The organism is Variovorax sp. ISS6 (assembly GCF_056523145.1).
Genome location: NZ_JAWRZC010000002.1, coordinates 447,187 through 464,471, shown reverse-complemented (window position 1 = coordinate 464,471; position 17,285 = coordinate 447,187). Strand labels below are relative to the sequence as shown.

The following is a 17,285-nucleotide window of genomic DNA, read 5'->3' as shown; positions in this document are numbered from 1 at the left end:
CCCGTTTCTCTCTTTCCTCCCCGTTCCTTTCTCCCGGAGTTCCCATGAACCTTTCGCTTTCCCTGCGCGGCCTCGTCCTGGCCAGCCTCGCCTTCGCCGCTTCGTGGACCTTTGCGCGCGACCTGACCGTCGTGAGCGTCGGCGGCGCGCTGCAGGAGTCCTTCCGCAAGGCCTACTGGCAACCCTATGCCGCCGCGAAGTCCGAGAAGCTGGTGGAGGACAGCAACGTGGTCGGCCTCACCAAGGTCAAGGCCATGGTCGAGTCGGGCAACGTGATCTGGGACCTGGTGCAGATGGACGAGGAGGACGTGGTGGTCGGCTGCGACTCGGGCCTGCTCGAGAAGATCGACTGGGCCAGCGCTGCGCCCGCCACGCGCGACCTGCCCAGGGAGCTGATGAATCCCTGCGGCGTGCCGGCCATGCTGTGGGCCAAGGTGCTCAGCTACGACAGCAAGCGCCTGCCCGACGGCCCGAAATCGTGGGCCGATTTCTGGGACACCAAGCGCTGGCCCGGCAAGCGCGCGCTGCGCAAGCAAGCCAAGCAGACGCTAGAGATCGCGCTGATGGCCGACGGCGTGCCGGCCACCGAGGTCTACAAGCTGCTGGCGACCAAGGCCGGCCAGGACCGCGCCTTCGCCAAGCTCGACCAGATCAAGAAGGACGTGCAGTGGTGGGAGGCCGGCGCGCAGCCTATCGAGTGGCTGGCCTCGGGCGCGGTGGTGATGGCCTCGGCCTACAACGGCCGCATCGATGCCGCGAACAAGGAAGGCCGTTCGCTGGCCATGGTGTGGAAGAACCAGGTCTACGGGCCGACCGACTGGGTGGTGGTGAAGGGCAGCCCGAACAAGGCCAAGGCGCTCGCGCTGATCGACTACATGAGCGCGCCGGCGCAGCAGAAGCTCTTTGCCGAGACCATTCCCTACGGCCCGGCCAATCCGAAGGCGCAGGCCCTGCTCTCGAAGGCCGTGCTCGACAAGCTGCCCAACGCGCCGCAGAACATCGACCAGCCGCTGCTGCAGAACACCGCCTTCTGGGCCGACCACCTCGACGAGCTGCAGCAGCGCTTCGCGAAGTGGGTGTCGAACTGAACGCCACGGCGATGGCGGATGACGCCGGCGGGTTGCAGATCCTGCACACGCCGCTTCATGCGCTGCACCGCCCGGGGTTGCTGGGCGCGCGCGGCGGATGGCGCACCTCGCGCGACGTGCCCGAGCGCGTCGACGCGATGCGCGCCGCGCTCGGCGAGGCGGGCTTCACGGTGCAGGACGGCACGGTCTCGCACGGACTGGCGCCGCTGGCGCGCGTGCACGATGCGCGCTATCTCGACTTTCTCGCCACCGCGCATGCCGAGTGGTCGGCGCTGCCGGGCGCTTCGGCCGAGGTGCATGCCAACGTGTTCGCGATGCGGCGGCACGGCGGCGGCTATCCGCGCTCGGTCGAGGGCCGCGCGGCCTTCCACTTCCACGACCAGCTGGCCCCGATCGGGCCCACGACCTGGGAGGCCGCGCGCGCCGCCGCGGACCTGGCCGTCGAGGCCGCCGAGCGCGTGCTGCGCGGCGCGCGCTGCGCCTATGCGCTGTGCCGGCCGCCCGGCCACCATGCCTATGCCGACATGGCCGGCGGCGGCACCTACCTCAACAACGCGGCGATCGCCGCCGAGCATCTGCGGCAGCGCTTCGCGCGCGTCGCGGTACTCGACCTCGACGTGCACCATGGCAACGGCACGCAGGACATCTTCTGGCGCCGCGCCGACGTGCTCTTCGTCTCGCTGCATCGCGACCCGGTCGACTACCACCCGTTCTTCGCGGGCCATGCCGATGAGCGTGGCGAAGGGGAGGGCGAGGGCTACACGCTGAACCTGCCGCTGCCCCCGGGCACGGGCGACGCGGACTACCTGCTGCAGCTCTGGTCCGCGCTCGAGCGCATCGACCGCTTCGCGCCCCAGGCGCTGGTGGTGTCGCTGGGCCTCGACGCCCACGAGTCGGACCCGGCCGCGGGACTGCGGCTCACCGAGACGGGCTTCGCCGGCATGGGCCGGCAGGTGGCATCGCTGGAGTTGCCGACGGTGCTGGTGCAGGAGGGCGGCTACAACCCCGCCGTGGTCGGAGCGTCGCTGGTGGCGTTCCTCGACGCCTGGCGCTGAGCGCGCGGGCCGATCAGGCCTCGGCGGCCTCGAGGCTCTGCTCGTATTCCTTGAGGAAGCGCTCGATGCTCGGCCCGGCCGACATCAGGTCGGCCCGGATGGCCGTCACGGCGGCGGCCGGGTCGCGGCGCGCGAGCGCGTCGAGCAGCGCATCGTGCTGGCCGTAGCCCTGGTCGTACGAACCGTCGGACTTCTCGTAGAAGGCGCGCAGGATCGGGCCCATCGAGGCCCACATGTTCTCGATCATCGACAAGAGCCGCGGCAGGCCGCAGTGCTCGTAGACGCCGAAATGGAACTCGCGGTTGTAGCGCAGCTGGTTCTCGGGATGGTGCGCCGCCTCGGCCTGCGCGAACTTCTTGTTGATCCGCACCAGCTCCGCCACGTCCTTGTCGCTGACCTTGAGCGCGGCCTGCTCGACCGCCGCGCTCTCGAGCGCCACGCGCACCGTGCGGATCTCGATGTAGCGCTCCAGGCTCAGCGGCGGCACGATGATCTGCTTGGCCGTCTCCATCTCGAGCGCATGCTCGCTGACCAGCCGCAGCAGCGCCTCGCGCACCGGCGTGTCGCTGGTGCCGAACATCTGCGCCGCCTCGCTGATGCGGATCCGGTCGCTGGGCATGAAGCGCCCGGCGATCAGCGATTCGCGCATCTCCGAGTACACGCGCGCGGCGAGGTTGGTCTTGTCGATGGGTTTGATCTTGGGTTTCACGGGTTCTTTTCAGGCGGGTCGCGCGAAAACGAGCATATCGCGGGATTGCCATCCCAGAGCGACGTCCGCGCCCACCACGGTATCGCTGGGCAGCGTGCCGTGGCCGAGCTTGGCCACGATCTGGTCGCCGTTGCGCAGCCGCGCGATCAGCCGCGTGTGGTCGCCCAGGTAGACCAGGTCGACCACCTCGGCGCTGACCTGCACGCCCTGGCCGTCGGCCAGCCGCACGCACTCGGGCCGCACCAGCGCGCAGCCCGCGCCCGCCGGATGCGCTGCCTGCCCCTGGCCGGTCTCGGGCAGCGGGATCCGCAGGCCGTCGCGCAACTGCAGCACGCCCGCTGCCTCGATCGTGCCGTCGAGCCGGTTGTTCTCGCCGATGAAGGTGGCGATGTAGTCGGTGGCGGGCGCGTCGTAGATGGTGCGCGGCGGCGCCAGCTGCTCGATGCGGCCGTCGTGGAAGACCGCGACCCGGTCGGACATCGTCAGGGCCTCGCCCTGGTCGTGCGTGACGTAGACCACCGTCACGCCCAGCTCGCGGTGGATCTGCTTGATCTCGTACTGCATGTGCTCGCGCAGGTTCTTGTCGAGCGCGCCGAGCGGCTCGTCCATCAGCACCAGCTCGGGGTCGAACACCAGCGCGCGCGCCAGCGCCACGCGCTGCTGCTGGCCGCCCGAGAGCTGGCCCGGCTTGCGCTCGGCCATGCCCGCGAGCCGCACCAGCTGCATCGCGCGATCGACCTTGTCGCGCAGCGCCTGCCCCGAGATGCCGCGCATCTTGAGCGGATAGGCCAGGTTCTGCGCCACGCTCATGTGGGGGAACAGGGCGTAGTTCTGGAACACCATGCCGATGCCGCGCTTGTGCGGCGGCACGTCCTGGATCGGCCGGCCGTCCATGAGGATGCGCCCGCGCGTCGGGTTCTCGAAGCCCGCCAGCATCATCAGCGTGGTGGTCTTGCCCGAGCCCGAGGCGCCCAGCAGGGTGAGGAATTCGCCGCGGCGGATCGCCAGGTTCAGGTCGGGGATGACGAGGTGCTCGCCGTCGTAGCTCTTCTGGACGCCGATCAGCTCGATCAGCGGACGTTCGGCCGTGGTGTTCACGCTGCTTCCTTTCGCGCCGCGGCGGGTGTCTTCCAGGGATCCCGCGCGGCCACCGCGTCGAGCGCGGCGCCGAGGGTATGTGCCATCCATTCGACCTGGGCCTCGTCGAGCACGTAGGGCGGGCTCAGCGCGATCACGTCGCCCATGTTGCGCACGATCAGGCCGCGCTCGCGCGTGGCCTGCTCGACCTGGGCGCCCACGCCCTGCGCGGGATCGAAGGCCTCGCGCGCGTCGCGGTTACGCACCAGCTCGATGCCCGCGATGAAGCCCTTGCCGCGGATCTCGCCGACCAGCGGATGCGCGGCCAGCGGCGCCAGGCTCGCGTGCAGCCGCTCGCCGAGGCGCCGGGCATGGGCCGGCAGGTCCATCTGCTCGTAGATCGACAGCGCCTCGAGCGCCACGGCCGCGCCCAGCGGATGGCCGGAGTAGGTGAAGCCGTGGCCGAAGCCGCCGGTGCGGCCGCTCTCGGCCTCGATGACCTCGTAGACCCGCGGCGCCACCACCACGCAGGAGATCGGCGCGTAGCCGGCCGACAGCCCCTTGGCGCAGGCCATCATGTCGGGCTCGAAGCCGAAGGACTGCGCGCCGAACCATTCGCCGGTGCGGCCGAAGCCGCAGATGATCTCGTCGGACAGCATCAGGATGCCGTGGCGCCGCAGCACCGCCTGCACGCGCGGGAAGTAGCCCTCGGGCGGCACCAGCACGCCGCCGGCGCCGATGATCGGCTCGGCGATGAAGGCCGCGATGGTGCCGGCGCCCTCGCGCTCGATGGTGTGTTCCAAGTCGGCCAGCAGCCGGTCGACGAAGGCCGCGTCGCTCTCGCAGGGCAGGGCGTGGCGGTAGGCGGAAGGGCATTCGAGCCGCACGATGCCGGGGATCGGCAGGCCGAAGGCGGCATGCATGTTCGGCAGGCCCGAGAGGCTCGCGCCCATCACCGTCGAACCATGGAAGCCGCGCTGGCGCGCGAGGATCTTGCGGCGCGCCGGCTCGCCGCGCGCGATGTGGAAGTTCCAGGCCAGCTTGACCATGCTGTCGTTGGCCTCCGACCCCGAGGTGGCGAAGAACACGCGTGCATCGCGCATCGGCGCCAGCGCCGCGACCTTGGCCGCGAGCAGCGAGGCGACGTCGGTCGAGCGGTGATTGAAGGTGTGGTAGTAGGGCAGCCGGCGCATCTGGCGCAGCGCGGCGTCCACCAGCCGCGACTCGGAGAAACCCAGCGAGGCGCACCACAGGCCGGCCATGCCCTCGAGGTAGCGCTGGCCGTGCTCGTCGAACACATAGGCGCCTTCGCCGCGCACCATCACGAGCGGGCCGCGGCTGCGATGGGTCTGGAGGTTGGTCTGGGAATGCAGGTGGTGTGCCGTGTCGGCCTTGCCGACGGCGCTGTGGCGCGCCGTGTCCGGGGAGAGGGTTTCGATGTCGGTCATGGTCTGGGTTTGGATGCAGGATATATCCTATATGACGAATCGAAACGGTGCAAGCCGATGGCTGGCGGCGTGAAAATGCTGCTCGTCGAGGTGTTGCGGGCACGCGAGGGCCCATGCGCGGCGCGCCCGGGCCGAAGCCGACCGGGCGGAGGGAATACCAAAGGATGAAGGGATTCGGCGCTTGCGCCCTCAGCGGTGGAGGGCGTTCGTCAGGGAAAAGATGGCGCCAGGAACCTGCCAGACAAAGCTGTGCACCGCACAAACTTTAAGCAGACTGTTGTTTCTCCTTTGAAAACAACAACTTAAATCGCTTTTACAACGCAGTACCTGAGTTATCCACAAAGTTGCCCACGGAAAATGGGGAGCACTTGGACATCATCAGCTCGCGCGCGGAGAAGGCACGGCGAAGGTGGGGCCGCGGCAACGCGAAGGTCGGGCGGTCGCGCTCCTCGATCCAGTGCGAGCCCGCGCCATAGACCGCGTTCTGCACCTCGCACACGATGCGCGCCTCGCGCCGCGCCGCGGCCGTGGCCGGCACCCACATGCCGCCATCGTGATGCTCGTCGTCCTCGTGGTGGCGCACATCCCAGCGCCAATGGACGCGGATCTGGGCGGTCTCCACACCCGGAAAGATCTCGGCGATGAAATTGTTAAAAATCATTAACTGCATGCTAGGCAGGCCCGGCGGAGGCACAAGGGCCGCCGGCGAAAGCTGCCGTCAAGGCTGTGCAGTTTTCCTCACTTTTTGACACAAGTTTGTTCCCGTCACGTCCGATTTGTTCCGATGGGAACGTAACGCCCGTAACGCCGGCGACCAGGAACACGGGTTACGAGGTCGCCGGGCGCCCCAAAAAAAACACCCGCCGAAGCGGGTGTGCATCCCTTGCGGGCCCGGAGGGAGGTTCTTCTTGCTCTTCTTGGCGCCCTGGTGCGTGACAGCAACGCCATGTTCGACGCCAGGCCGTAAGAGACGCGTCAGTCTTTGGCCAGCAGTGCGTGTAGGCCATTGAAAGATTCGTGAAGAATTGCTCATGATTCTTCATATGGGATGCCAAAAACCGCTGCCTCCCATAGAAATGTCGGTGTCGTCTGACGTGAGACGACTGTTTCAGGGTCGAACATCCTTGTGTCCGGCCGTTCCTCCCTCGGCTGGGCGCCTAGTGTGTGACAGCAACTTAGGCTTCGCGCCCGGCCTCGTGCCGGGCGCTTTTCTTTGTGCCGCCCGCTGTCGACCCGATCCCAGGTAAAGCTTGTGTGAAATCACGCCAATAAGAATCATTCTTATTAAAATGATTTCAATAGTGTTACAGCCGAGGATCAGGCATGGACAAGTTCATGGCACGTGCCGAGTGCGAATGGCTCGCACAGTTTTTCTCCGATCCGCAGACGGATGCTGCGCCGGCGTCGCCGGGCCAATGCGGGGAGGCCCGTCCCAAGGAAGAAGCGGCTGCGGGCCGCGCGCCCTGGCATCGGGCGATCCTGTCGTCGGTCGCGCGCGTGCTGCGCCCCGGCATGCCCAAGGCGGGCACCTGAGCCACCGCGGGCCCGGCGCCGCACTCAGCGCCGGCGCAGGGCCCGGCTCAGGTGCGGATCGGCTTCCTCGTCGTCGGGCGCATCGGCACCCAGGCTGACCTCCACGGTGTGGAGGTGGCTGCGCAGCAGGGCCAGCGCCTCTTCGGTCGAGCCGCTTTCGATCAGGGCGATGAGTTGCGCATGCTCGTCCTGCAGGCACTCGGTGTGCTTGTCGTATTCGTGCTGGTAGAGCAGCAGGATCAGCGCGATCCGTCCGACCAGTTGATCGAGCGTCTGCGCGAGCAGGTCGTTGCCCGCGAGCCGCGCGAGCAGCACGTGGAATCCCGCGCCGAGCCGGCGCACCTCCTCCATGTCGTTGCCCACGCGCGCCGCGCGCTCCTGCTTGACGTGTGCGCGCAGCGCCGCCAGGTCCTTCCTGGTATGGGCCTGCGACAGCTTCTCCAGTGAGTGGCGCTCGATCGCCCAGCGCAGATCGAAGGTGTCGCGCGCCTCCTTCGGCGTGGGCTTGGCCACCGAGGCGATCTTGCCCGGCGTGAGATCCACCAGCCCTTCGCGCGCCAGGCTCTGCAGCGCCTGCCGCACCACCGTGCGGCTCACGCCGTAGAGCTTGCCCAGGCTCACTTCTCGCAGCTGCGTGCCCGGCAGCAGGCGATGGGCGGCAACCGCTTCCCGGATGCTGTCGCTGATCTCTTCGTTCTTGGTAGACATGGTCCGGGATTGTAATTAGACTAAATCGGTATACCGATATAGAGTACCGACTCGGAATTCAGACTCCCCACCACCCTCGAGGACAACGCCCCATGATCGAATTTCGCCCGGCTGTCGCAGCCTTCGCGGCCTTCTTCTGCGCCGCATCCGCAATCGCGGCCGAGCCGCTGCAGGTCGGCTTCGTCTATCAAAGCCCCGTGTCCGACGTCGGCTGGGTGGCCGTGCACGAAAGCGCGCGCAAGCAGCTCGAGAAGGAATTCGGCAACCGCATCAAGACCCAGGTGGTGCAGGACGTGAAGGCCGGCCCCGATGGCGCGCGTGTGATCCGCGAGCTGGTCGGCAACGGGGCCGGGCTGATGGTGCTCGGCAGCTTCGGCTACATGAACGACGGCCTGAAGGCGGCCGCCGAGAACCCCAAGGTCAACTTCGTCCACGCGAGCGGCTTCAGGCAGGCCGCCAACTTCGGCACCTACAACGCGCACTGGTACGAGGCCGCCTATGTGGCCGGCCTGGTGGCGGGCAAGGTCACGAAGTCGAACAAGCTCGGCTACGTGGGCGCGCTGCCGATCCCCGACGTGGTCTCGACCATCAATGCCTTCGCGCTCGGCGCGCAGAAGAGCAACCCGGCCGCCAGGGTCTCGGTGGTGTGGGTCAACGAGTGGTTCAACCCCGGCAGCGAGCGCGACGCCGCCAACACGCTGATGCAGCAGGGCGCCGACCTCATCGGCTCGGGCTTCCAGGACAACCCGGCCGTGCTGCAGGCGGCCGAGGCCAAGGGCGTCTGGTCGATCGGCATGTTCTCCGACCATCGCAAGTCCGCGCCGCAGAAGCTGCTGACCTCGCTCACGCACGACTGGACGCCCTACCTGCGCCAGGCCGTGCAGGACACGCTCGACGGCAGGTTCAAGGGCACGGCCTATGCCGCGACCCTGGCCAACGGCGGCGTGAACCTCGCGGACTGGAACCCCGGCGTGCCGGCCGAGGTGGTCCAGATGGCGAAGCAGGCGCGCGCCGACATCGTGGCCGGCAAGCTCAAGGTGTTCGCCGGACCGCTCAAGGACAACACGGGCAAGCAGCGCGCGGCTCCGGGTGCGGCGCTGTCCGATTCGGAGATCGCCGGCATGAACTGGTTCGCCGAGGGCATCCAGGGCGCGATCCCGCGCTGAGGCCCGGCCATGAACCAGACCGCAGACGCGACGGCGGCGAGTTCCGCCGACTGGTTTCCCGTGGAGTTCTCGCGCAACCTGCTCCCGGGGCAGGTGCTGCAGTCCACGCTGCTCGGCCATGAACTGGCCCTCTGGCGCTCGGCCTCGGGCGCGATGGAAGTGTGGGAGAACCGCTGCCCGCACCGCGGCGTGCGGCTCAGCCTCGGCTTCGTCGTCGGTGAAGAACTGGTCTGCCGCTACCACGGCTGGCGCTACGGCCGCGACGGCCACTGCGTGTCGGTGCCTTCCTCGCCGAAGGACGCGAGCCCGCCGGCCGCCTGCGCGCGCACCTACCTCAGCCGCGAGAGCGACGGCATCGTCTGGGCCAGCCTCGCGCGCATGCCGGCCGGCTATCCGCCGCGCCTCGGCGAGGACCTCGTGCCGTCGCGCAGCTTCACGGTCGATCTCGATGCCGACACCCTCGTGCCGCGGATCGAACGCGCGGGCTGGTCGCGAGGGCAGAGCACTTGCGTCTGGCAGGAGGGTGCATCGGCCCTGCTGATCCAGCCGCTGTTGCCCGGCACCTCGATCGTCCACCTGCTCGTCGCGCGCGGCTCATCGAGCCCCGACAAGCAACGGGCCATCGCAAGCATCAAGACGCACATCGCCCGATGGACGGCCGCGACCCACGCCCCGAGGGAGAGCGAACATGCCTGACACCATCGACCCCGCGATCGCGTCCGACTGGCTCGCCATCGGCGACAGCCTCGGCCTCGTGCCCGGCACGGGCCGGCGGGCCCGACTGCTGGGCCACGACCTGCACGTGCGCCGCCGGCCCGACGGCGCGCTCGAGGCCCGGTTCGAAACCGAACCCACGAGGCCTTGCCACGCCACCGACCACTGCGGCTTCATCCTGCTGTGCCTCGGCGACGAGCCCAGGCCGTTGTTCGAACTGGCGGCCTTCGCGAACCCCGCGCGCCGCTTCCTCTACATGGGTGGCTTCGGCATCCACAGCGGTCCGCTGCGGGTGGTGGAGAACTTCCTCGACATGGCGCACTTCCCCTTCGTCCATGCCCATATCCTGGGCTCGGAAGAAGCGACCGAGGTGCGCGGCTACGAGGTCGAGCTCGACGCCCGCCAGGAGCTCTGGGCCCGCGACTGCAAGTTCATCCAGCCGCTGGCCTCGGCGGATGCGAAGGGCGGGGCGGACGTCGACTACGTCTACCGCGTCGTCAACCCGTTCTCGCCGATGCTCTACAAGCACCCGGCGGGCCGTTCGGCCGAGCTCGCCGACATCATCTTCCTGTTCATCCAGCCCACCGACGAAGAGCGCTGCATCGCGCACTTCGCGATCAGCCTGTTCGATGCCGAAAGCTCGAGTGGCGAAATCATGGCTTTCCAGCAGAACATCCTCGGGCAGGACAAGCCGATCCTCGAGAACCACGTCCACAAGAAGCTGCCGCTCGATCCGCGCATCGAGGTGCCTTCGCGCGCCGACGCGGCCTCGAGCACCTTCCGCCGCTGGCTGCGCGACATCCATCTGCGCTGGGGCATCGAGGCGCAGGGCACCGAGCCACGGCCACGGCTCAGCGTGGAGGTGGCGGAAAAAAGAACCGTGGCGCAGGACATCGTCGAGTTCAGGCTGCGCTCGCCGCGTCGCGGCCCCTTGCCGAGCGCCGCCGCGGGCTCGCACCTCGACGTGCACCTGCCGAACGGCCAGATCCGCCAGTACTCGGTCTGCGGCCAGGACGACGAGGGCTACACGATCGCCGTCAAGCGCGAGGCCGATTCGCGTGGCGGTTCCATCGCCCTGCACGAGTCGGTGCAGGCCGGCATGCAGCTCGAGATCGGGCTGCCCAAGAACAACTTCCGGCTCGACCCGCGCATCGAACACGCGGTGCTGATCGCGGGCGGCATCGGCATCACGCCGATCCTCGCGATGGCGCGCGATCTCGCGGCAAGGGGAAAGCGGCCGGTTCTGCACTACTTCTGCCGTTCGGCCGAGCATGCCGCGTACCGCGCCGAGCTCGAAGCACTGTTGGGCACGAACCTGCATCTGCACCTGGGCCTGTCGCCGCAGCAGACCGAAGACCAGGTACGGCAGGCGCTGCAAGCCGGTGGCGACGCGCATGCGTTCGCCTGCGGGCCCGCGCCGCTGATGCAATGCATCGAGCGCGTCGCGGCAGAACGCCATTGGCCCGCCGATCGCGTGCACTTCGAATACTTCCGACGCACCACGCCCGTCGAGGCCACCGGCCCCGCCTTCACCGTCGAACTCGCACGCAGCGGCCGCCGCGTGCAGGTGGCGAGCGATACCACCATCGTCGAAGCACTGCGCGCGATCGACATCCACCTCGACACCAGCTGCGAGCAGGGCGTGTGCGGCACCTGCCTGTGCACCGTCATCGACGGCGAGCCCGATCACCGCGACCAGTACCTGAGCGCGGGCGAGAAGGCGTCCCACATGCAGATGCTGCCCTGCGTCTCGCGGTCGCGCTCCGCGACGCTGGTGCTCGATCTCTGAGGGCGCGCGATGATCAGGCTCTACAACGAACAGCTGTCCGGCAACTGCTACAAGCTGCGGCTCTTCATGGCCTTGCTCGGCATCGCCCATGAGCGCGTGCCGGTCAACTTCCACCCCGGGCGAGAACACAAGCAGGCCGATTTCCTCGAGCTCAATCCCTTCGGTCAGTTGCCGGTGATCGACGACGACGGCTTCGTGCTGCGTGACGCGCAGGCCATCCTCGTCTACCTCGCGAGCCGCCACGACAGCGCCGGCACCTGGTTTCCCGCCGATCCGAAGCGCCGCGCCCGGGTCATGCTGTGGCTCACCGTGGCCGAGGACATCACGCGCAGCGCCTCGGCCGCGCGCCTGCACGATGCCTTCGGCTACGACCTCGACGCACCGGCCTGCCGCGCGGCCGCGCACAGGCTGTTCGCGCACATCGAGGACCACCTGGGCGACCGCGAGGCCGCGGAGGAGGGCTGGCTGGTCGGCGCCACGCCCACGCTCGCCGACATCGCGTGCTTCCCCTACATCGCGCTCGCGCCCGAGGGCGGCATCGCGCTGACGCGCTATCCCGCGCTCAGGCGCTGGATCGCACGCGTCAAGTCGATCCCAGGCTTCATCGGCATGCCGGGCATCTTCGCGCTCGGCATCGACGCCGAAGCCACCTGACGCGTCGCGGGATGCCCCGCTGATTCGCCTCAAAAAACCTCATCCCGGTCGATTGGTCCGGGTCGTCGCGTCCCTTAACCTCGGTCGCGAGGCAGCAAAGCACTGCCTCGTTCAGCACCCAGGACAGGAGACAAGCCATGACCCCAACGAGCGCGACCGCCGCGCCGGCCGCCGATGCCCGCGGCTTCGAGCCCGACGCGCCGATCCGCCGCCGCGACTTTCGCATCGGTGCCATCGGCGCCGGCTTCATCATGGCGGACGTGCAGCTCGCGGCCTATCGCGAGGCCGGCTTCCCCGTGGTGGCGATCGCCTCGCGCACCCGTTCCAAGGCGGCCGATGTGGCGCAGCGCTGGAACATCCCCACGGTGCACGACACGCCCGAGGCGCTGATCCGCGACCCGCAGGTGCAGATCGTCGACATCGCCTTCCCGCCCGACCGCCAGCCCGAGCTGATCCGCCTCGCGCTCGCGCAGCCGCACGTGAAGGCGGTGCTCGCGCAGAAGCCGCTGGCGCTCGATCTCGAGACGGCGCGCGCGCTGGCCGAGGAGGCGCGCGCGGCCGGCAAGCCGCTGTCGGTGAACCAGAACATGCGCTTCGACCAGTCGATGCGCGTGCTCAAGCAGCTGCTCGATCGCGGCGAACTCGGCACGCCGGTGCTCGCCACCATCGAGATGCGCGCCATCCCGCACTGGCAGGAGTTCCTGCGCGGCTACGGCCGCCTCACGCTGGCCAACATGAGCGTGCACCACCTCGACGTGCTGCGCTTCCTGTTCGGCGAGCCCGAGGACATCTACACCGCCGCGCGGCCCGATCCGCGCACCGGCTTCGAACACAGCGACGGCATCGTCTGCTCGACCCTGCGCTTTCGCAGCGGCGTGATGGCGCTCAGCATGGAGGACGTCTGGACCGGCCCGCACGGCGAGGGTTTCGATGCCGGCATCTTCATCAAGTGGCGCGTCGAGGGCACCGAGGGCGTGGCCGAAGGCACGATCGGCTGGCCCGACTATCCCGAAGGCAGCCCGAGCACGCTGCGCTACAGCTCGCGCCACGGCACGGGCGGCGAATGGATCGCACCGAGCTGGTCCACGCGCTGGTTCCCGCAGGCCTTCGCGGGCGTGATGGAACAGCTGCAATGGGCGCTCGCCCAGGGCGAGGCGCCGATGCTCGACGTCGCCGACAACGTGAAGACCATGGCGCTGGTCGAGGCCGGCTACCGCTCGCTCGAAGAGCGGCGCGCGGTGCCGCTGGCCGAGTTCGGCGTCTGAGCCGCGCGCTTTCCCCCGCATTCCCACCCACAAACCATCGGAGACAACCCATGATCCAAGTCGGCATCTTCAGCGGCTACTTCCCCTATGCCCTCGAGGAGTCCGCGCGCCGCATCAAGGCGCAGGGCTTCAACACCGTGCAGCTCGACCTCGCGTTCAAGGACATCGACTTCTCCACGCCCGAGGCCATCACGCGCGAGAAGTGCCATCGCGTGCGCGACACCTTCCGCCGCCACGACCTGCCGATCAGCTGCATGTCGGCCTACACGAACATCGTCCACCCCGACGCCGGCGAGCGCAAGCGCCGCAACGACTACCTCAAGGCCACCTTGCGCCATGCGCGCGACTGCGGCACGCCCTACGTCATCAGCGAGACCGGCACCGTCAACCCCGACAGCGACTGGTCCTCGCACCCCGACAACAAGAGCGAGCGCGCCTACGCCGACTGCGTGAAGGTGGTGCGCGAGCTCGCGCAGGAGGCGCACGACCACGGCGCGGTGTTCCTGGTCGAGACCTACGTCAACAACATCATCGGCTCGGTCGAGGAGACGCTGCGCCTGTTCGCCGACGTCAACCATCCGGGCCTGGGCCTGCTGATGGACCCGACCAACTACTTCGAGACCCACAACATCGACCGCATGGACCAGGTGCTCAACCAGATGTTCGACGCGCTCGGCGACAAGGTCCGCATCGCGCATGCCAAGGACGTGAAGCGCGCCGCGGGCGACGACAAGAGCGAGAAGTTCGCCGACATCGACGCCTCGGAGGCGCACCAGTTCCGCGGCGTGGGCGAGATCGAGCTGCCGGCGCCGGGCCTCGGCGCGCTGAACTACGACCTCTACCTCAAGCGGCTTGCGCAGCACCATCCCAACATCCCGATCATCATCGAGCACCTCGACGAATCGGACGTGCCGCGCGCCAAGCGCTTCCTCGACGACAAGCTGCTGGAGGCCGGCGCGTGACCCAGCTCTACGGCCGCCACTGGAACCGGCGCGAGCTGCGCGAATACGCGGGCACGCTCGCGCAGTTCGCGGGCGTGCGACTGGTGACGCTGGGCGACGGCGTGGAACGCGGCATCCGCTGCCTCGAGTTCCGCACTGGCACCGGCTTCGCGTTCCAGGTGCTGGTCGACCGCGCGATGGACGTCGGCGCCTGCGAATACCGCGGCGCCGCCATCGGCTGGCAATCGCCCACGGGCTTCCGGCATCCGGGGCTGCACGAGAACGCCGACGAGGGCGGCCTCGGCTGGCTGCGTTCCTTCTCGGGCCTGCTCGTGACCTGCGGCCTCGACCACACGCTGTTCATGGACAGCGACCCGGCCGGCCACTACCACTACACGCCGCGCCAGAGCGTCGACAGCGGCCTGCACGGCCGCATCGCGAACATTCCCGCGCGGCTCACGGGCTATGGCGAGCGCTGGGAGGGCGACGACTGCATCCTCTGGTGCGAAGGCGTGGTGCAGCAGTCGGCCGTGTTCGGCGAGGACCTGCACCTGGTGCGGCGCATCGAGGCGCGCGTGGGCGAACACGGCTTCACGCTGCACGACCGCGTGGTCAACCACGGCTTCTACCGCACGCCGCACATGTTCTGCTACCACATCAACGCCGGTCATCCGGTGCTCGACGAGGGCAGCCGCTACATCGCGCCGATCCGCCACACGCCCTGGGCCGCGCATGCCGATGCATTGCGCAGGCAATCGGTGGGCTATCGCACCCAGCCCGGGCCGCAGTCGGACTTCCATGAGCAGGTCTACGAGCATGCGATGGCGGCCGATGCGCAAGGGCGCATCCCGGTCGCGCTGGTCAACGAGGGCTTCGACGGCGGCCATGGCATCGGCCTCGCGGTCGAGGTCAACCGCGACGAGTTCCCGTGCCAGTTCCAGTGGCAGAACTACCAGCGCGGCCAGTATGCGATGGGCATCGAGCCGAGCACCAACCACGTGCTGGGCAAGCCCTTCGCGCGCGAGCGCGGCGAGCTGATCTGGCTCGAGCACGGCGACGAGCGCCGCTACACCACGCGCTTCTCGGTGCTCGACGGGCGCGGCGAGATCGCGGCCTTCGAGGAGCGCGTGCGCGCCATCTGCGCGCAGCCCGCCGACGAGTACCCGGCCATCACCGGCCGCTGGGACTGAGGCGCGAAGAAGATGGGCGAGCCGGTGCGGACATCGCGGCAGGGCGTTTCGTTGCGCGGAATACTCGGCGACATGAAGACGAAGACATCGACGCCCCCCGCCGAGGCCCCCGGCCGCTCGCGCCTGGCCGACGTCGCGCGCGTGGCCGGCGTTTCCAAGGCCACGGCCGACCGCGCGCTGCATGCGCGCAAGGGCGTGCGCTCGGCCACGGTGCAGCGCGTGGTGCGCGCGGCCGCGCAGCTGGGCTACCTGCCCGACGAGAGCCTGCACCAGGTGCTGCGGCCGCGGCCGATGGAGCTGATATTCCTGCTGCCGGCCGGCACCAACCAGTTCATCCGCATGCTCGGCGACTACGTCGGCATCGTCGAGAAGCAGCTCGAGCCCTTCAACGTGCGCTGCCGCCGCGTCGAGATCGAAGGCTTCGATGCCGAGGTGCTCGCCGCGCGGCTGCTGCGCCATGGCCGGCAATGCGACGGCATCGCCTTCGTGCCGCTCGAGCATCCTGCCGTGCGCGAGGCCGTCGCCTCGCTGGCCGACCAGGGCGTGCACCTGCTCACGCTGCTGTCGGACCTGCCGGGCTCGCGGCGCGCCGCCTACGTGGGCATCGACAACCATGCGGCCGGCCGCACCGCGGGCTACCTCATGGGCCGCATGCTCGACCGCAAGTCGGGCAAGGTCGGCCTGATCGCGGGCAGCCTCAGCTACCGCGGCCACGAGGAGCGCGAGGTCGGCTTCCTGCAGGTGCTGGCCGAGCAGTTCCCGGGGCTGCGCGTGGTGGGCCTGCGCGAGGGCCACGACGACGTGGCGCAGAACTACCGCCAGGCGCGCACCTTGCTGCGCCAGCACACCGACCTGGTGGCGCTCTACAACATCGGCGGCGCCTCCGAGGGCATCGGCCGCGCGCTCAAGGAGGCCGGTCTCGACCGCAAGGTGGTCTTCATCGGCCACGAGATCACGCCCGACACCCGCGCCATGCTGATCGACGGCACGCTCGACGCGGCCATCAACCAGAACCCGCAGACCGAGGTGATGAACTGCGTGCGCATCTTCGCCAACCTGCGCGCGGGGCGCGATGCGCTCGCGGGCGTGGAGCCGGTGCGCGCCGGCATCGCGGTGCGCGAGAACCTGCCCTGATCCCTCCTTTCCTCCTACGACTTCAAAGACACGACACGACCATGGACATGACAGGCAAGAAGGTGCTGGTGACCGGCGCCGCCGGCGGACTCGGCACCAGCATCTGCTGGGCTTTCGCGCGCGCGGGCGCGCAGGTGCTGGCGCTGGACATCGATCCGGCCAAGGGCGAGCGCCTGGTTGCGGCCGGGGAGGGCGAGGGCGCCGAGGTGCGCGCGCGGCTGCGCTTCGTGCAGGGCGACCTCGCCGACCTCGGCGCGCTCGCGGCGCAACTGGCCGCGCTGTTCGAGGCCCAGGGCGGCATCGACGTGCTGATCAACAACGCCGCCATTTATCCCTCGCGCAGCATCGAGGAGTTCAGCGTCGAGGAGCATCGCCGCGTGCAGGGCGTGAACGTCGACGCGGCGCTGGTCTGCGTGCAGGCCGCGCTGCCGCACATGAAGCGCCAGCGCTTCGGCCGCATCGTCAACGTCGTCAGCATCACGATGTACGGCGGCTGGCCGCTGCTGCTGCCCTACGTCACCTCCAAGGGCGCGCTGCTGGGCATGACGCGCGCGATGGCGCGCGAGCTCGGGCCGCATGGCATCACGGTCAACGCGGTGTCGCCGGGCGCCTTCCCGACCGATGCCGAGAAGATCCATCCCGACCCCGAGGGCTACGAGCGCTTCGTGCTCGAGCACCAGTCGGTCAAGCGCCGCGGCGCGCCCGAGGACATCGCGAACGCGATGCTGTTCTTCGCGGCCGAGGGCAGCGGCTTCGTCACCGGCCAGACGCTCAACGTCGATGGCGGCTGGGTGATGCAGTAGCCGCCGAAGCC

At 69.0% G+C, this 17,285-nt stretch carries 17 protein-coding genes; 12 read left to right on the top strand and 5 right to left on the bottom strand.

Translation table 11 applies throughout. The annotated features are described in order from the left end of the window. The first annotated feature begins 44 nt into the window (after positions 1 to 44). Complete coding sequence (locus AC1HIL_RS33760; protein ID WP_479669026.1) at positions 45 to 1,088, top strand: ABC transporter substrate-binding protein; 1,044 nt, start codon at positions 45 to 47, stop codon at positions 1,086 to 1,088. An 11-nt stretch (positions 1,089 to 1,099) separates the two neighbouring features. After that, complete coding sequence (locus tag AC1HIL_RS33755) at positions 1,100 to 2,143, top strand: histone deacetylase family protein (protein ID WP_479669027.1); 1,044 nt, start codon at positions 1,100 to 1,102, stop codon at positions 2,141 to 2,143. A 13-nt stretch (positions 2,144 to 2,156) separates the two neighbouring features. On the opposite strand, the gene AC1HIL_RS33750 is transcribed toward AC1HIL_RS33755, so the two are convergent. From AC1HIL_RS33750 to AC1HIL_RS33735, 4 genes are all read right to left on the bottom strand, one after another. Then, on the bottom strand, positions 2,157 to 2,852 hold the full coding sequence (locus AC1HIL_RS33750) for a GntR family transcriptional regulator (RefSeq protein WP_057590058.1): 696 nt from the start codon (positions 2,850 to 2,852) through the stop codon (positions 2,157 to 2,159). A gap of 9 nt (positions 2,853 to 2,861) precedes the next feature. Further along, entirely contained in the window at positions 2,862 to 3,950 is a 1,089-nt protein-coding gene (locus AC1HIL_RS33745; RefSeq protein ID WP_057590057.1) for an ABC transporter ATP-binding protein, read from the bottom strand. After that, positions 3,947 to 5,377, bottom strand: coding sequence for an aminotransferase (locus AC1HIL_RS33740; protein ID WP_479669028.1), 1,431 nt, complete (start codon positions 5,375 to 5,377; stop codon positions 3,947 to 3,949). The genes AC1HIL_RS33745 and AC1HIL_RS33740 overlap by 4 nt, the downstream gene beginning before the upstream one ends. 313 nt (positions 5,378 to 5,690) lie before the next feature. Further along, positions 5,691 to 6,047: a hypothetical protein gene (locus AC1HIL_RS33735; RefSeq protein WP_296783416.1), complete on the bottom strand. Its 357-nt coding sequence runs from the start codon at positions 6,045 to 6,047 to the stop codon at positions 5,691 to 5,693. Positions 6,048 to 6,700: 653 nt separating this feature from the next. Between AC1HIL_RS33735 and AC1HIL_RS33730 the strand changes: the two genes are divergently transcribed. Then, positions 6,701 to 6,910 carry a hypothetical protein gene (locus AC1HIL_RS33730; protein WP_261214553.1) on the top strand — a complete coding sequence of 70 codons (210 nt, stop codon included), beginning with the start codon at positions 6,701 to 6,703 and terminating at the stop codon, positions 6,908 to 6,910. Between the two features lie 24 nt (positions 6,911 to 6,934). Here AC1HIL_RS33730 and AC1HIL_RS33725 read toward each other — a convergent pair whose 3' ends face one another. Beyond that, positions 6,935 to 7,618: a GntR family transcriptional regulator gene (locus AC1HIL_RS33725; RefSeq protein WP_057590053.1), complete on the bottom strand. Its 684-nt coding sequence runs from the start codon at positions 7,616 to 7,618 to the stop codon at positions 6,935 to 6,937. Positions 7,619 to 7,710: 92 nt separating this feature from the next. On the opposite strand from AC1HIL_RS33725, the gene AC1HIL_RS33720 reads away from it, so the two are divergent. The 9 genes from AC1HIL_RS33720 (at position 7,711) to AC1HIL_RS33680 (ending at position 17,274) form a co-directional block, all read left to right on the top strand. Beyond that, positions 7,711 to 8,784 (top strand): BMP family ABC transporter substrate-binding protein, encoded by a 1,074-nt coding sequence (locus tag AC1HIL_RS33720; protein WP_261214551.1) that lies wholly within the window; start codon positions 7,711 to 7,713, stop codon positions 8,782 to 8,784. Between the two features lie 9 nt (positions 8,785 to 8,793). After that, positions 8,794 to 9,480, top strand: a complete 687-nt coding sequence (locus AC1HIL_RS33715) for a Rieske 2Fe-2S domain-containing protein (protein ID WP_479669029.1) — start codon at positions 8,794 to 8,796, stop codon at positions 9,478 to 9,480. Beyond that, positions 9,473 to 11,287, top strand: a complete 1,815-nt coding sequence (locus AC1HIL_RS33710) for a 2Fe-2S iron-sulfur cluster-binding protein (RefSeq protein WP_479669030.1) — start codon at positions 9,473 to 9,475, stop codon at positions 11,285 to 11,287. The genes AC1HIL_RS33715 and AC1HIL_RS33710 overlap by 8 nt, the downstream gene beginning before the upstream one ends. A 9-nt stretch (positions 11,288 to 11,296) precedes the next feature. Beyond that, positions 11,297 to 11,941, top strand: coding sequence for a glutathione S-transferase family protein (locus AC1HIL_RS33705; protein WP_479669031.1), 645 nt, complete (start codon positions 11,297 to 11,299; stop codon positions 11,939 to 11,941). Between the two features lie 137 nt (positions 11,942 to 12,078). Beyond that, positions 12,079 to 13,206, top strand: coding sequence for a Gfo/Idh/MocA family protein (locus AC1HIL_RS33700; protein WP_057590048.1), 1,128 nt, complete (start codon positions 12,079 to 12,081; stop codon positions 13,204 to 13,206). Positions 13,207 to 13,256: 50 nt separating this feature from the next. Next, positions 13,257 to 14,168 (top strand): sugar phosphate isomerase/epimerase family protein, encoded by a 912-nt coding sequence (locus tag AC1HIL_RS33695; RefSeq protein ID WP_093345684.1) that lies wholly within the window; start codon positions 13,257 to 13,259, stop codon positions 14,166 to 14,168. After that, positions 14,165 to 15,337, top strand: coding sequence for an aldose 1-epimerase family protein (locus AC1HIL_RS33690; RefSeq protein ID WP_479669032.1), 1,173 nt, complete (start codon positions 14,165 to 14,167; stop codon positions 15,335 to 15,337). Before AC1HIL_RS33695 ends, AC1HIL_RS33690 begins: the two co-directional genes overlap by 4 nt. Positions 15,338 to 15,409: 72 nt before the next feature. Beyond that, complete coding sequence (locus tag AC1HIL_RS33685; RefSeq protein WP_057590045.1) at positions 15,410 to 16,471, top strand: LacI family DNA-binding transcriptional regulator; 1,062 nt, start codon at positions 15,410 to 15,412, stop codon at positions 16,469 to 16,471. 41 nt (positions 16,472 to 16,512) lie between these two features. Beyond that, the gene (locus AC1HIL_RS33680; protein WP_296729389.1) at positions 16,513 to 17,274 is read left to right on the top strand and encodes an SDR family NAD(P)-dependent oxidoreductase; all 762 of its coding nucleotides are present in this window, start codon (positions 16,513 to 16,515) and stop codon (positions 17,272 to 17,274) included. Positions 17,275 to 17,285 lie beyond the last annotated feature (11 nt).

Bases quoted from the DNA above. Each gene is read 5' to 3' on its own strand.
- AC1HIL_RS33685 (WP_057590045.1), top strand. From the start codon at position 15,410: ATGAAGACGAAGACATCGACGCCCCCCGCCGAGGCCCCCGGCCGCTCG.
- AC1HIL_RS33705 (WP_479669031.1), top strand. From the start codon at position 11,297: ATGATCAGGCTCTACAACGAACAGCTGTCCGGCAACTGCTACAAGCTG.
- AC1HIL_RS33680 (WP_296729389.1), top strand. From the start codon at position 16,513: ATGGACATGACAGGCAAGAAGGTGCTGGTGACCGGCGCCGCCGGCGGA.
- AC1HIL_RS33760 (WP_479669026.1), top strand. From the start codon at position 45: ATGAACCTTTCGCTTTCCCTGCGCGGCCTCGTCCTGGCCAGCCTCGCC.
- AC1HIL_RS33710 (WP_479669030.1), top strand. From the start codon at position 9,473: ATGCCTGACACCATCGACCCCGCGATCGCGTCCGACTGGCTCGCCATC.
- AC1HIL_RS33740 (WP_479669028.1), bottom strand. From the start codon at position 5,377: ATGACCGACATCGAAACCCTCTCCCCGGACACGGCGCGCCACAGCGCC.
- AC1HIL_RS33715 (WP_479669029.1), top strand. From the start codon at position 8,794: ATGAACCAGACCGCAGACGCGACGGCGGCGAGTTCCGCCGACTGGTTT.
- AC1HIL_RS33725 (WP_057590053.1), bottom strand. From the start codon at position 7,618: ATGTCTACCAAGAACGAAGAGATCAGCGACAGCATCCGGGAAGCGGTT.
- AC1HIL_RS33730 (WP_261214553.1), top strand. From the start codon at position 6,701: ATGGACAAGTTCATGGCACGTGCCGAGTGCGAATGGCTCGCACAGTTT.
- AC1HIL_RS33695 (WP_093345684.1), top strand. From the start codon at position 13,257: ATGATCCAAGTCGGCATCTTCAGCGGCTACTTCCCCTATGCCCTCGAG.
- AC1HIL_RS33700 (WP_057590048.1), top strand. From the start codon at position 12,079: ATGACCCCAACGAGCGCGACCGCCGCGCCGGCCGCCGATGCCCGCGGC.
- AC1HIL_RS33720 (WP_261214551.1), top strand. From the start codon at position 7,711: ATGATCGAATTTCGCCCGGCTGTCGCAGCCTTCGCGGCCTTCTTCTGC.
- AC1HIL_RS33735 (WP_296783416.1), bottom strand. From the start codon at position 6,047: ATGCAGTTAATGATTTTTAACAATTTCATCGCCGAGATCTTTCCGGGT.
- AC1HIL_RS33755 (WP_479669027.1), top strand. From the start codon at position 1,100: ATGGCGGATGACGCCGGCGGGTTGCAGATCCTGCACACGCCGCTTCAT.